Origin of the sequence: Agrobacterium sp. T29 (assembly GCF_006970545.1) — a bacterium.
Lineage (GTDB): Bacteria > Pseudomonadota > Alphaproteobacteria > Rhizobiales > Rhizobiaceae > Agrobacterium > Agrobacterium leguminum.
In genome coordinates this window covers 2,178,483-2,191,277 of the sequence record NZ_CP040641.1, presented here as the reverse complement: position 1 = coordinate 2,191,277, position 12,795 = coordinate 2,178,483, and the positions used below count along the sequence as shown (strand labels likewise).

The window sequence follows — 12,795 nt, the reverse complement described above, 5'->3', positions numbered from 1 at the left end:
GATTCAAGCAGAATCCGTTTGCGCCTTCCTAGATCAGCATACGTGGGCGGCAGGATCGGCGCGTCACCCTCTCTCTATCTCTGATAGTGAGCGAGGACTATCGTTTTGGTTGCGAGCCATCTAGTATATAATGATTGTAGATTCTACTGACCTCAGAAATGGCTTGCTATGGCGCAATCCCACATAATCAGTAACGACGATGATGAAACAGCGAAAGTACTGGCGCCCTACGTTCAGTCCGGCAATCTCAACTTTCTTATCGGCTCCGGGGCTTCCCTGCCAGCCATCAAGACGGCTGGCAATATAGAGAAGAAACTGGATAAGCTGATTAAGGACGGCAAGGCGGAAGAAGCAGACCGCGAAATGGTCGTCTTCATTGAGGAAATCGGCAAAACCTATAGGCAATTGAAGGACGACGCAATCTATCCGGAAGAACTTGACGAAACATTCAACTATTACGTTAAGTTCATATCCACGATAGATAACATCTTATTCTATCGCAAAAACGAGATATTGCCCCGCCAAGCCACGATTTTTTCGACTAACTACGACATGTTCATCGAGTTTGCGGCGAGTAATTCGCCTAACATCATCATCAATGATGGATTTGATCGATCTTCGGGACGGTCTGAAGATTTTGCCTTTACGCCTGAGAAGTATTTCGACAGAACTTATCGGGCAAGCTCACTTTATGCTCGTCGCGTCGAGATCCCAACCATCAATCTCGTCAAACCTCATGGATCGCTGAACTGGGCTAGGAGGGGTTCAAGCCTCGTATACAACCCAAAAGCCATCCAGCCGCTAACGTCTGCAGAAAAGGCAAATCCAGCTAAGGTTTCTGAGTATCTCAGTAAACATTTTCTGATTATGCCAAACTTCAGAAAATTTCATGAGACCCTTATGGAAAGGGTATACTATGATTTGCTGCGGCTTTTCTCGAAATCGATGGAGCAAGAGAATGCCGCTCTAATAGCATTTGGGTTCTCGTTTAGCGACGAGCACATCCTCGACATAACAAAAAGGGCACTAAGAAACCCGACGTCACAGCTAATCATCTTCGCCTACAGCCACAACGACATTGCTATATATGAAGGGAAGTTCGCTAAGCATCGGAATGTTAGTATTATGGGGCCACCCGCGGGCATTTACATCAACTTCCCGCGCCTGAACAATATCCTCGCCGCGGTGTTGCCGGAGATCAAGAATGGCTGATCGACCGGACCGCCTTCAGAAGGAGGCCGTACTTCGCGTCGGCGAAGTCTCGGCTGTGACGGGACGCAAAGTTTTCATCTCCGTTGACCGCGACAAAAATCTCTCGGAACTATTTTTCGATGGCGATGTGATCAGAAACATCGGTGTCGGGAGCTATGTCGATATTCGAAAGGGTTTTCTAAGCCTCATAGGAAAGGTTGAGGGTGAGAATGCCCAGACCGACGACAAGCGGCCCAGCCAGCTGGCGTATATGAACGGCCGAAGATACCTGAGCGTGTCCCTTGTAGGCTTTCTCGATCGAAAGGGTGAGTTCTTTGGGGGCACAAAGGAGCTACCACTCGTCGGAAACGAGGCCTTTCTGCTCACCAAGGAGAAGGTGCACCAAGTCCATAATCTTTTGAAAAGTGGCGGGATCGCGTTAGAGATCGCGCGGTCCGAGTACGAGGGGTACGACATATCGCTACCCGTCGATGGCCTGATGAACAGCCACATTGCCATTTTTGGAAACACTGGTAGTGGCAAGTCGAACACGTTAGCGATGATCTATCAGGAGTTCATCGCGAAAATGCGAGCTCGCAACGAGGCTGCGTTCGAAGCGAACTGCCGCGTAGTCCTGTTCGATTTTAACAATGAGTACATCAGGGACAATTGCCTTACCCAACACAAGCGGGTGTTCAATTTGAGCACAAGAAACGACAACGGCGATAAAATCCCGTTAGGAGCAGGAGGATTCAACGACATCGAGATAGTCAGCATCCTCGCGGACGCGACCGAAAAGACACAAAAGCCATTTTTAAAGCGGGCTCTCAAACTCCAGCAGCAGGTAAGTGAGGCAACGGTTCCAGCCCAATACCTGCGGGCCATCGTGCAGCGGCAAGTGATCCAGATATTGCAGATGTCAGATAAGATGCGCGCGGATCTGCTGCTCGATTACCTCAGACAGGTGCTGCCCGAGCATGACGCAAATAATCAGATTATTGAGATCACCGGAGACGTTGAATGGCATAACGTTCAGTCCGAGTTCAAGATTCGGGGGCAGTCAGTTTTCCTCAAGTCAAATCCGGATCGGATCACGGAAACGACCGCATATCGAACCGCAGAATTACTTGAGCTTGACGACGATGACATCAATAACTTTATAAGTCTCTGCTATGTTCAGTTGATTTCCGACGTATTGGCGAATCGCGCGCAAAATGAACATATCGCACCGGCAATAAATAAACTGAAAAGTAAACAGGCAGACATCCGAAAAATATTCGATCCTACACCAGGCGCCGATCTTTTCACATCCAATGTCCTTGTATTTGCGCTAAGTGACATCAATTTAGAGATGAAAAAGACAGTTCCATTATTGGTCGCTAAGAAAATCTATGAGGATCATAAACGCATCGGCGGTTTTGGCTCACTGAACATCGTGATCGACGAAGCCCACAACATTCTGTCTAGAGAATCTTTTCGGGAGTCAGAGAGCTGGAAAGATTACCGCTTGGAGACTTTCGAGGAGATCATCAAGGAAGGTCGCAAATTTGGCGTATTTGTCACAATTTCAAGTCAAAGACCGAATGATATTTCCCATACTATCACCTCTCAGGCTCATAACTATTTCATCCATCGATTAATCAATCAGAAAGATTTGCAATCGATCGCAAGCGCCGTATCCTACATCGATAAGCTTACCGAGGAATCCATTCCGACTTTACCGACCGGCACATGCATATTTAGCGGCATGGCAGGACAAATGCCGCTCAAACTGGCAGTGAAACCGCTCGATGAGCTTTTGCGGCCTAAAAGCGAAACAGCAGAATTCGTGAATCTAGTTCCGGCGTCTGATTAGACAACTAGTTTAGCGTTGAAGATTAGTCTGTCTGTAAGACGACGTTATCGAAGCCGCAAAATGGGCCTTCCCGATTTTTGCTCTTCCTACTTGGGTGGTAACAATAGAAAATCACCCTCGCCGCGTAAAGAAATTGGGCTATTTGGAGCAGAGCCGAAAATAGCATTTCTGGAATTCCTCACGTGGGTCTCAAGCAGCGAGGACACCAGACAGAAGCGCGAAATATTTCTAATCGGGCGAAAAACACGAATGAGGATCAAGAATTGAAGGTCATCACAGGAACCGGATTTGCCGCTGCCGCCCTGCTTTTCTCAGGCTCCGCTGCCCTTGCCGCGCCGACATATCTTAGCTGTGAATTCGCAACTCCGAAGGGAACCCCTCAGGTGTTCAATTTCGCTCTCGACGAAGCCGCCAGGACATTTGGAGTTTATGTCCCGGCTTCTGGCAGTCAGAGAATGGAGAAAGGCACCTTTGCCGGTGGCAAAGCGAGCCTGAATGAAGGCTCGGTGGCATGGGAGATCGACATCGCCAAGGGTTCAGTCATTCGTGATAAGCGCATGGTTGGCGAGAAGGATGGCGGGACCTGCAAGACGATCTCGCACGCGCAGAGCGGCTTTGAAGATTAATGCCGGCTGGACAGGAGCCAGTATCGAGACCTCTGCACATGGAGCTGGCGGCACGGCGCATCTATAGCGCCTTGGCGAAGCGTTCCAGTTTGCCCAGCGTTTGCTGCCCCAGCTCCACGGCGCCGAAACCCTTCGCTTGCTGGAACTCAGCTTCCGTGCTGAACACCATGCCCAGCACAACTTTCGTCGCGCCATCCTGATCTTCGAAAGAGGCCCAGGCGTCGGCATGTTTCGGCCCGTTTTCGCCCCACAGCAGCGTATAGGCGATCCTCTCTTCTGGCCGGACCTCGACATAACGATGATGGTTCGGGAAGACTGTGCCGTCAGGGCCGATCATGTCAAAGACCCATTCCCCGCCGGTGCGCAGATCAATCCTCTTCGTGCGGCAGGAGAACCCTTCCGGGCCCCACCATTGCGGCAGCGAATTTTCACTCATCCAGGCTTTCCAGACGATGTTTCGCGGCACCTTTATCGTTCGCTCCAGCACCATGGTTCGCCCGGCCACGCTGGCCAGATTGTTGAGACCGGCGCTGAAACCTTGTTGATAGCCATCGCGCATATCCTCGGCCAATGAGGAAAGCTGCACCGTTACGGTCAAGCGGCTACGCTCTTCCGCCGCCTGAAAATCGGCAGTCACCAGCGCTGCCGACTGGGTTACGCCGCCGGATGAGACCACCTCGTAGTTCACGCTGCGGCGGGTTGGCTGCAGCTCCAGCCAGCCGCATTCACAGCGAATATCCGGCTGGCCGGCGACCTTGCAGAGCGACACTTCGCGACCGCCCAGCCTGCTGTCCGCTTCCAGGAACTCCACGGTGACCGAGGGCGTGGGAGAGGCCCACACCGCCCGGGCGGCGGGTGAGAGCCAGACCTGCCAGAGAGCCGATAGCGGAACGGCAATTTCCCGTTCGAAGCTGAGCGTCGCAAAACGGTCTTGCGGCTGATGCGGTTCAGCGTGTGCGCTTTTTTGATCCGGTTTCGTTGTCATTCTGAATCCTCCTTCATGGCCTGCATTGCAAATGCCTCCAGCCGGTCAAGCCGGCTCTCCCACACGGCCCGTTGCTCATCGAGCCATGTGCTTACCGGCTCCAGCGCTTCGGGCACGATGGCGCAGGTGCGCACCCGCCCATCCTTGGACGTGACGATCAACCCCGCCTCCTCCAGCACGGAAAGATGCCGCATGACCGTGGGCAGACGCAGCCCCGTGGGAGCGGACAGTTCCATGACCGGTGCCGGCCCGCCGCCGAGGCGTGTCAAAATCGCCCGCCGCGTCGGATCGGCCAGAGCCTGGAAGATCAGTGAAAGGTCCTGATGATGCTTAGTCATATTGCTAACTATCATCTTTCATCGAGATGGGGCAAGCAGAAACTCAGCAGGTCGACTAAGTTTTATCAGGCAAAGGCACAGGGGAAACGATCCATCAAAAGTTGCAGAAAATGATTGACTCTCGCGGCCATGTGAGTGAGCTTCGCCAGGAAAATGACGGGGAACATAACAAATCATCATGTCACCAGACCGCTTCAACGAATGTCTGCGGGTTATCCGCTGGACGCCAATCAATATTGCCTCTGCCCTGCAATGCGAGCTCTCATGGATCGAAGCGCTGGAAGCCGGCAATGAAGCCGTTCCCGATCGCCTCGCAACATGGCTGGAAACGCTGGCGCAAGCCCATGAAGCCCTGCCGCCGCCTTCGACCTACCGGGGAAAACGGTCGTCGTTCTGACATGGGCAACCGTTGAAAACCTTCACCAACGATCGGATCATGCCAATGAAATCCCTCATCGCAGCCCTTGGCCTCATCGCCCTCTCAAGCCCTGCCTTCGCAGCTTCCTGCGAGAAGAACTTCACCGTTTCCGGCGTGCCGATGGTGACCGCCGTTTCTTACAAATCATGGCAGGAACTGCCGAAGGCCAAGGCGCCCGCGGTGCTTCAAAAGCTTGCACAGGCCGTCGCTGCTGAAGGTTTTTCAGGTATCCAGATCAACAAGGCGCTCTCATCCATCGATGCCCATCAGGAAACCAGCGGCAGCGGCAGAATCCAGACGCTGCGGGTGGTGGCGCGGCAGAAAGGCAATGCTGTGCGGATCGATGCCGTTTTCAATATTCAGGCAGGACAGATCGCCGACAAGAACGTCATTCGCGAAGGCATCTGCAATATCATAAGGGGCGTGTAAGTCGAACGCGTCTGGGGCATCGGTCTGCGTTACGATCTCGGTGCGCGTCACGCGCTTGTGGGGCGCAGTGCGCTGAACTTTGCGGTTCTCGTGGGGCCGGAAGGGATCGTGGCATGGGTTGGCGAAGGTGTTTTCGGTGAGGCTGAACTCATCGGCGCAGCCTCATGTTGGCTCGAAGAGCCGTGATGCGGCGGCGACGCTTCCCAGACGGGGTCGCGACGCCATACATCTTACCCGATCAGCAGCAGGTGAAACCGCCGTCGATGGGCAGCGAAACGCCGGTAATCATCGAGGCTGCGTCACTGAGCAGGAAGACGATGGGTGCGGCGATTTCCGCTTCGCTCGCCCACCGGCCAAGCGGCATCTGCTTCAGGAATGGCTCGGCCACATGCGGCTGGCTCCAGTGGCCGGACGAGATCGGCGTCATGACGACGGTTGGATTGACGCTGTTGACGCGGATATTGTAGCGGCCGAGCTCCAGCGCAGAACAGCGGGTGATATTGTCGAGAGCGGCCTTGGAAGACCCGTAGGAGATATGGCCCGGCAGCGCCACAAGGGCTGCCTGGCTGGACACGTTGACGATGGCGCCGCCCTTGCCGAGCCTCACCATGGACTGGCTGGCATATTTCGTCACCAGCAGCGCCCCGCGCGCATTGATGGTGATGACCTTGTCGAAAATGGCGATATCCGTGTCCATAGGCGTAGCGATCTCGCCGCCAAAACCGCCGCAATTGACGACGCCCCACAGATCCAGCCCCTCCAGCGCGGCGCGGATGTCATCGTCGCGGGCGAGATCGAACGCCACTGTGCGGCAACCGGTTTCCTTCGCGATGGCCTCGAGCGCCTCCTGCGAGCGCCCTGCCGCGATGACATCGGCATTGGCGCGCACGAGATGGCGCACCGTTTCCTCGCCAATACCGCCGCTGCCGCCTGTCACAAGGATCGTTTTGCCCTGAAAATCCGTCATTTCCCGTCCTCCTCCCTCATGGCGCCGAAGATTCCGCACCCTTCACAACGTTTCAATTGATACGCACCGCTTCAGTTTCCTGCGGGGTGTTCATATCCCGCGACACTCTCTGCCCGTTCGCATCGAACAGATGGCAGGCGACGGCGGGGAACGACACGGCAATCCGGTCGCCCGCGCGCGCCATGCGGCCAAGACTGTCTCTTATGGTGATGGTTTCCTCGCCCTCGCGGACATGGATGAAAGTATCGCTGCCGAGCAGTTCAACCATCGTCGCTTTCATCGAATAGGACTGTCCGCCCTGCCCGTCGCCGATTGCAATATGTTCGGGGCGGATGCCGAGGGTCACGGTGTCGCCAGGCTCAAGCGGCCTTGAAACCGCAATATCGAGGGAGGGGCCGGCGGCGAGAGACACGGTGGCGATGCCTTCTGCGACGGCGACAACGCGCGCTTTCAGAAGGTTCATGGCGGGCGAACCGATGAAACCCGCGACGAAAAGATTGGCGGGACGCTGGTAAAGCGCAAGCGGCGAGCCGATCTGCTCGATGCGGCCGCCATTCATGACGACGATCTTGTCGGCAAGCGTCATCGCTTCCACCTGGTCGTGTGTGACATAGATCATCGTGCAGCCGAGCTCCGCCTTCAGCCGTGCGATTTCCACCCGCATGCCGACCCGCAGGGCCGCATCGAGGTTGGAAAGCGGTTCATCGAGCAGGAAAAGCTTCGGCTTGCGCGTCATCGCCCGGCCGATGGCGACACGCTGGCGCTGACCGCCGGACAATTCGCGCGGCTTGCGTTTCAGATAGCTCGACAGCTTGAGTTTCCCGGCCGCGCGGCCCACCCGCTCGCCGATTTCGGCTGTGGGCGTCCGGGCGATTTCCAACCCGAAGCCGATATTGCGGGCGACATTCATATGCGGATAAAGCGCATAGGACTGGAAAACCATGGCCACGCCACGTTCGGGCGGCTCGGCATCGCTCATATCCGCGCCATCCACCAGCACGCGGCCCGAACTGATCGGCTCCAGCCCGGCGATGATGCGCAGCAGCGTGGATTTTCCGCAGCCCGAGGGGCCGACCAGCACGCAGAATTCGCCATCCTCTATGGTCAGCGACAATTCGGGAATGACCGTCAGGCTGCCGAAGGCCTTGGTGATTTTGTCGATCGAAAGCGTCGCCATGGGTCTAGCCTTTCACCGCACCGGCAGTCAGGCCACGCACGAAGGCGCGCTGCACCAGCACATAAAGAAGAATGAGGGGAAGCGCGATCAGCGTCAGCACCGCAAACAGCGCACCGGGATTGGCCATGTAGAGGCCGGAATATTGCATCGGCACGATGGTGAGCGTCTTCATCTCGCTTTTCGTCAGCACGATCAGCGCCAGGAAAAATTCGTTCCAGGTGACGATGAACTGCCAGATGGTGACGAAAACCAGCGCCGGGCGCACCAGCGGCAGCGCCACATGCCAGTAGGTCTGCCAGGCGTTGCAGCCATCCACCTTGGCCGCCTCGAACAGTTCACGCGGCGCGTCTTCCATGAAGGATTTCAGAATGACCATGGCGAAGGGCACACCGAGTGCGGCATAGGGCAATATGAGCCCGATATAGGTGTTCACCCAGCCGAAATTCTTCAGGAGAATGGCAAGCGGCAACACCATCGAGGCGAGCGGCACCATCAGCGTGGTCAGAAGCGTGGTGTAGAGAAACAGTGTGCCCTTCAGCCGAAGGATGGCGATGGAGAAGGCAAAAAGCGAGGATACGGCAACCACAATCACCACCGTCGCGACCGTCACGATCAGGCTGTTCAGAAAGATGCCGCCGAGCGGATTGTCGCGGATGACGGTGATGAAATTATCGAAGGTCACCGGCCATGTGAAAAGCGCCGCGTCGAACGCCTGGGCCGGCGTTCTCAGACCTACGGACAGCATATAGATCTGCGGGACCATCCAGATGCCGAGCACGATGAACAGCACCGCATGAGTGAGAAGGCCGCGTGCGCGGTTGCGGGCAAAAGCCGTCATGACCGATCCTTTCCGGCAGGCGTCAGCCGTGCGCCGAGTGCTGCGATCTGCAGCAGCGAGAGGCCAAGCGCCACGACAAGAACGATCACGGAAAGCGCCGCACCGCTGCCGGTATCGCCCAGCACAAAGCTCTGCTTGAAGATGAAGGTGCCGAAAACCTCGCTTGCCCGGTTCGGGCCGCCGCCTGTCATCAGATGCACGATGGGAAAGGTCTGAAGCGTGCCGATGACGCCGAGAAGCAGCAACGATTTCGTGGCGGGCGCCAGCATGGGAACCACGACATGGGCGGCAAGCTTCAAACCCTTCGCGCCATCGATGCGCGCCGCATCCAGCACCTCAGACGGCATGTTGGCGATGCCGGCGATATACATCAGCATGGAAAACCCGGTCCATTGCCAGATGTTGACAACGATGAGGGCATAGATCGCCGTTTTGGGATCGCCGATCGGCGAGGTCGACATGACGATGCCGGCATATTTCAGATATTCCTGCGCGATGCCGTAATAGGGCGCGTAAATCTGCACCCAGACAAGGCTGACCACCGAAACGGAGGTGACGACGGGCAGGAAGAACATGGTGCGAAAGAAACCGCGCAGCCGGTCCGTGTGCCGTTCGATGAACCAGGCGAGCACCCCGCCCACCAGCATCTGAACCGGAATGGTGATGACGCCCCAGAGCGCCATGTTGCGCACGACGATCCAGAAGGTGGGGTCACCAAGAACCGTGGCGTAATTCGAAAACCCCGCAAAGCTGCGTGCCTCGCCGGAAGCCGCATAGAAGCTCTGTCCCGTCACCCAAAGGATTGGATAGGCAATGAAAACGACGAACAGCAGAACGGCAGGAAGGGCGAAGACATAAAGCATGGACGTCCTCGAAACTCTGCTGCGTTCAATGATAACAGGCGTAGTACCGGCCCTTAAAACTTCTGCACGCATGGGTTCTCACCGATTGATAATCACGCCACCATCAAACGAAACGGCATCGAAAGGTGTTGAAGCGCACCAGGGAGGTCTTGTCGTGGTCGATGCGCTTCAACCCGCCGGGCGCATTTGGCAGCGCCCGGCATCTTGAGGCCGCCTGTCACTTTGACGCGAGCGCCTTTTTGGTCGCCTCGTCCACCTTGGCCAGCGCAGCCTCGGCTTCGATGCTGCCGGCGGCTACGCCCGCCAGGGCGTTGTCCAGCGCCTCGGCCACGGCCGGCGAAGAAAAGCGCTGGTTTTCAGCCTTGGGCAGATCTGCCATGAACCGCGCCGACAATTGCTTGACGTGGTCGGTAATATCGCCCTTCGGCGTATGGCCTTCGAAGGCCGGCAGATCGTTCAGGTCGTTCAGCGCCTCCTGCAGACCGACACCATTGGTCAGTTCGGCAAGGAAAGTCCATGCGGCGTCATTCTTGCCGCCATTCTTCGTCAGGCCGTAACCAATGTCGATGCCGCCGACAGGTGGGCTTACCTTGTTGCCCTCCTTGACGGGTGGCATGTAGAAGAAGTCGAACCCGTCCATGTTCTGTACATAGTCGGAGAGCGGCGGCGGGAACTTGCTTTCCTGCATCCACCAGGAGCCAAGCGCCATCATGCCCACCTTGCCCTGTGCGAAGAGCTGCGCGCCGGTCGGATAGGCATGCGCGCCAAGCGCACCCTGCTGGAAGATGCCGTCATCGAAGAGGCCCTTCCACGCCTTCATGGCAGCCACCAGCTCCGGCGCGGTCCACGGCGTTTCACCCGCCTGCGCCTTGTCGACGATGCCGGGGGAAAACTGGTTGGCGAGCATCAGGAAGACGTTTTCGTTCTGCCAGCCGTCCGCAGCACCCTGAAACATCGGGATGAGGCCGTTATCGCTCAGCGTCTTGGCGGCAGCCTTCAGTTCCGCATAGGTCTTCGGTACAGCGATATTGTGTTTTTCGAAGAGCTTGCGGTTATACCAGATGCACAGAACCTGCGATTCCTGGGGAATGATGTAGAAATTCTTGTCGCCGGCGGGGTTGCCCATCAACATCTGTTTGCGGTTGACGGGGAAAATCTTCTCCTCCCACGTTGCACCCCATTGTTTGGCGGCGCGTTCGTTTACGGGCTCCAGATTATCGCGATATTGCTGTGTGAGGGACCCCGGCTGCAGGCCGATGATGTCAGGCAGGCTCCCGGATGCCGCCGCCGCCTTCAGCGCCGTGATATATTCCGGCGAATAATTGTAATAGGTATAGTTCACCTTCACGTCTGGGTGGGCCTTCTCGAAGGCCGCAATCGACTTCTTCATGGTGCTTTGCACGAACCATGACCACACGGTCACTTCTTTCTGCGCAGCACTCGCGACAGCAGCGGACAGAACGGCAGTCAGAACTGTCGTTGCAAGAAACAACGTCTTCCTCATCATATTCCTCCCTTTATTGTTTAAAGACGCATTGTTTAAAGACGCCGGCGGACCTGCCGCCCGATTTTGTCGCGGCCCTCCCCAGAGCCGCGTTCACTCGAAATCCCGGCAGCTATCAGGCCGCCTTGGCCGCCGCCGCTTTCAGCACATCCTCGGTAATGACGCGGTCGTCGGCGAGCGGGCGCACCGGGGAAAGCCCCAGTGTCTGCAGCTCGCCATGATAGGCGCGGACCGCCTCTTCCGGCTTCAGGGCACCGTCGGCAACCGCGCGCATCAGCACGATCAGATTGAGCGGTGCTTCAGCCAGATTGATCTTGCGCCCGAACAGCGCGAGCCGCGCACCGTAACGCTCCGACTGCGCCACCAGCTCGAACGTATCGCGGGTGGTGCCCGCTCCGCCGCCAAGAACGCCGACGATCAGCTCGGAATCGAAAGAGGCGAGTTCCTCCAGCGCCTTCGGCCCGTTATAGGGCATCTTGAGAAACAGCGGTCGCTCGGCACGCGGCACGCTCGCCAGTGACTTGATGATGTGGTCGTTGACAAACTCTCCGGTCTGCTCGCGCGTCAGGCCGATATCGACGTTCGGGTTGAAGACCTCATAGAAATATTTGAAATTGTGCTTCGACGCTTCGGCGCGGAACTCGGCGAAAGCTTTCAGCGTGCATATGTCGCGGTCGAGATCGTTGGTGAAGCACACCGAATAAAGGCAGAGATCGGTGCCGGAGGTCGGGTAGTTGGCGATGGCGCGGGCAAGACCCGTATCGCGGAACGGCACGGATGGCGACTGTGTATAGGTGCCATGCCGCACGCCACCCCAGCACATGCTTTCGAGATTGCCGCGAATGGCCGGTTTCACCTCGCTGCCGGAAAACGCACCGCGCTCGTCCAGCAGATCGAGATTGGACTGCGACACCAGCATGATGTCGACCACGTCCTGATCGATGATCTCCTCGATCTGGGCGATGAATTCCTGCCGGGTGCGGCGACGGGGCGGCTTGACGGAATAATCGAAACCGGTGGCGGAGACACCCGCGCCGACATCGCTGTCCTTCGCATCGGCAATGATAAAATCAGTCGGTTTGTAACGCCCTGCGCGAATATTCGCCAGTTTTCTGTCGAGTCTCGTGACCATCGTAGCCCTCAATGAATGTTGGAGTTCGGCTGCCAGCGCTTCGATTGCGACCGCAGACTTGCATTTATAAACGGCCACTTCTCATATTCTGTCAATAGCTATCTTTTTCTCTCTAAATGAACGCGGCACACCCCATATCCTTGGCCGAAGGATGGGACCAAAAGTTTCCAAAGTTCGATTTTTATAAATAGAAATCAATATTTTAAATTGCTCATCCAGACATCTTCCAGCGCCTTTTCATGCCATATCAACAAAACATCAGTGCCACGATGATCCTCCACTCACACGCTTGAAATGTCTTTATTTTCGGTAAATTAGGGGTCAATACGCCGCTCAAGACGTTCGCATGCGCAAAACATGTGCTGCGCCGCTTTAAAAATGCGCTGCATTGCGCAAATTCTGGCAAAATAGCATTTTCAGCGCAAAATCTCGTTGACGATTTGAGAGATAATGGTAGCAATTGACATCATTG

13 protein-coding genes are annotated in these 12,795 nt (G+C 56.3%); 5 read left to right on the top strand and 8 right to left on the bottom strand.

From position 1 onward, the window contains the following. Positions 1 to 168 precede the first annotated feature (168 nt). The 3 genes from FGF54_RS25040 (at position 169) to FGF54_RS25030 (ending at position 3,672) form a co-directional block, all read left to right on the top strand. The gene (locus FGF54_RS25040) at positions 169 to 1,212 is read left to right on the top strand and encodes an SIR2 family protein (RefSeq protein ID WP_142781538.1); all 1,044 of its coding nucleotides are present in this window, start codon (positions 169 to 171) and stop codon (positions 1,210 to 1,212) included. Further along, a complete protein-coding gene (locus FGF54_RS25035) occupies positions 1,205 to 3,046 on the top strand; it encodes an ATP-binding protein (protein WP_142781537.1) in 1,842 nt (613 codons plus the stop codon). The genes FGF54_RS25040 and FGF54_RS25035 overlap by 8 nt, the downstream gene beginning before the upstream one ends. A gap of 182 nt (positions 3,047 to 3,228) precedes the next feature. After that, the gene (locus tag FGF54_RS25030; protein ID WP_142781536.1) at positions 3,229 to 3,672 is read left to right on the top strand and encodes a hypothetical protein; all 444 of its coding nucleotides are present in this window, start codon (positions 3,229 to 3,231) and stop codon (positions 3,670 to 3,672) included. A gap of 61 nt (positions 3,673 to 3,733) precedes the next feature. Here the strand turns inward: FGF54_RS25030 and FGF54_RS25025 are convergent, their stop codons facing one another. Together FGF54_RS25025 and FGF54_RS25020 are read right to left on the bottom strand one after the other, a co-directional pair. After that, the gene (locus FGF54_RS25025; protein WP_142781535.1) at positions 3,734 to 4,657 is read right to left on the bottom strand and encodes an SRPBCC family protein; all 924 of its coding nucleotides are present in this window, start codon (positions 4,655 to 4,657) and stop codon (positions 3,734 to 3,736) included. Continuing rightward, on the bottom strand, positions 4,654 to 4,995 hold the full coding sequence (locus tag FGF54_RS25020; protein WP_168208237.1) for a helix-turn-helix transcriptional regulator: 342 nt from the start codon (positions 4,993 to 4,995) through the stop codon (positions 4,654 to 4,656). The genes FGF54_RS25025 and FGF54_RS25020 overlap by 4 nt, the downstream gene beginning before the upstream one ends. Positions 4,996 to 5,173: 178 nt before the next feature. On the opposite strand from FGF54_RS25020, the gene FGF54_RS25015 reads away from it, so the two are divergent. Then, positions 5,174 to 5,392: a hypothetical protein gene (locus tag FGF54_RS25015; protein ID WP_142781533.1), complete on the top strand. Its 219-nt coding sequence runs from the start codon at positions 5,174 to 5,176 to the stop codon at positions 5,390 to 5,392. 45 nt (positions 5,393 to 5,437) lie between these two features. After that, positions 5,438 to 5,842: a hypothetical protein gene (locus tag FGF54_RS25010; protein ID WP_142781532.1), complete on the top strand. Its 405-nt coding sequence runs from the start codon at positions 5,438 to 5,440 to the stop codon at positions 5,840 to 5,842. A 238-nt stretch (positions 5,843 to 6,080) separates the two neighbouring features. Here the strand turns inward: FGF54_RS25010 and FGF54_RS25000 are convergent, their stop codons facing one another. The 6 genes from FGF54_RS25000 to FGF54_RS24975 all read right to left on the bottom strand — a co-directional run bounded on the left by FGF54_RS25000 (position 6,081) and on the right by FGF54_RS24975 (position 12,323). After that, a complete protein-coding gene (locus FGF54_RS25000) occupies positions 6,081 to 6,809 on the bottom strand; it encodes an SDR family oxidoreductase (protein ID WP_142781531.1) in 729 nt (242 codons plus the stop codon). 52 nt (positions 6,810 to 6,861) lie between these two features. Then, positions 6,862 to 7,986 (bottom strand): ABC transporter ATP-binding protein, encoded by a 1,125-nt coding sequence (locus tag FGF54_RS24995; protein WP_142781530.1) that lies wholly within the window; start codon positions 7,984 to 7,986, stop codon positions 6,862 to 6,864. Positions 7,987 to 7,990: 4 nt separating this feature from the next. After that, positions 7,991 to 8,824 carry a carbohydrate ABC transporter permease gene (locus FGF54_RS24990; protein ID WP_142781529.1) on the bottom strand — a complete coding sequence of 278 codons (834 nt, stop codon included), beginning with the start codon at positions 8,822 to 8,824 and terminating at the stop codon, positions 7,991 to 7,993. Next, positions 8,821 to 9,687, bottom strand: coding sequence for a carbohydrate ABC transporter permease (locus FGF54_RS24985; RefSeq protein WP_035225330.1), 867 nt, complete (start codon positions 9,685 to 9,687; stop codon positions 8,821 to 8,823). Before FGF54_RS24985 ends, FGF54_RS24990 begins: the two co-directional genes overlap by 4 nt. 217 nt (positions 9,688 to 9,904) lie before the next feature. Then, positions 9,905 to 11,191, bottom strand: a complete 1,287-nt coding sequence (locus FGF54_RS24980) for an extracellular solute-binding protein (RefSeq protein ID WP_142781634.1) — start codon at positions 11,189 to 11,191, stop codon at positions 9,905 to 9,907. Between the two features lie 115 nt (positions 11,192 to 11,306). After that, a complete protein-coding gene (locus FGF54_RS24975) occupies positions 11,307 to 12,323 on the bottom strand; it encodes a hypothetical protein (RefSeq protein ID WP_035238462.1) in 1,017 nt (338 codons plus the stop codon). Positions 12,324 to 12,795 lie beyond the last annotated feature (472 nt).

Bases quoted from the DNA above. Each gene is read 5' to 3' on its own strand.
- FGF54_RS25040 (WP_142781538.1), top strand. From the start codon at position 169: ATGGCGCAATCCCACATAATCAGTAACGACGATGATGAAACAGCGAAA.
- FGF54_RS25035 (WP_142781537.1), top strand. From the start codon at position 1,205: ATGGCTGATCGACCGGACCGCCTTCAGAAGGAGGCCGTACTTCGCGTC.
- FGF54_RS25025 (WP_142781535.1), bottom strand. From the start codon at position 4,657: ATGACAACGAAACCGGATCAAAAAAGCGCACACGCTGAACCGCATCAG.
- FGF54_RS25020 (WP_168208237.1), bottom strand. From the start codon at position 4,995: ATGACTAAGCATCATCAGGACCTTTCACTGATCTTCCAGGCTCTGGCC.
- FGF54_RS25015 (WP_142781533.1), top strand. From the start codon at position 5,174: ATGTCACCAGACCGCTTCAACGAATGTCTGCGGGTTATCCGCTGGACG.
- FGF54_RS25010 (WP_142781532.1), top strand. From the start codon at position 5,438: ATGAAATCCCTCATCGCAGCCCTTGGCCTCATCGCCCTCTCAAGCCCT.
- FGF54_RS25000 (WP_142781531.1), bottom strand. From the start codon at position 6,809: ATGACGGATTTTCAGGGCAAAACGATCCTTGTGACAGGCGGCAGCGGC.
- FGF54_RS24995 (WP_142781530.1), bottom strand. From the start codon at position 7,986: ATGGCGACGCTTTCGATCGACAAAATCACCAAGGCCTTCGGCAGCCTG.
- FGF54_RS24990 (WP_142781529.1), bottom strand. From the start codon at position 8,824: ATGACGGCTTTTGCCCGCAACCGCGCACGCGGCCTTCTCACTCATGCG.
- FGF54_RS24985 (WP_035225330.1), bottom strand. From the start codon at position 9,687: ATGCTTTATGTCTTCGCCCTTCCTGCCGTTCTGCTGTTCGTCGTTTTC.
- FGF54_RS24980 (WP_142781634.1), bottom strand. From the start codon at position 11,191: ATGAGGAAGACGTTGTTTCTTGCAACGACAGTTCTGACTGCCGTTCTG.
- FGF54_RS24975 (WP_035238462.1), bottom strand. From the start codon at position 12,323: ATGGTCACGAGACTCGACAGAAAACTGGCGAATATTCGCGCAGGGCGT.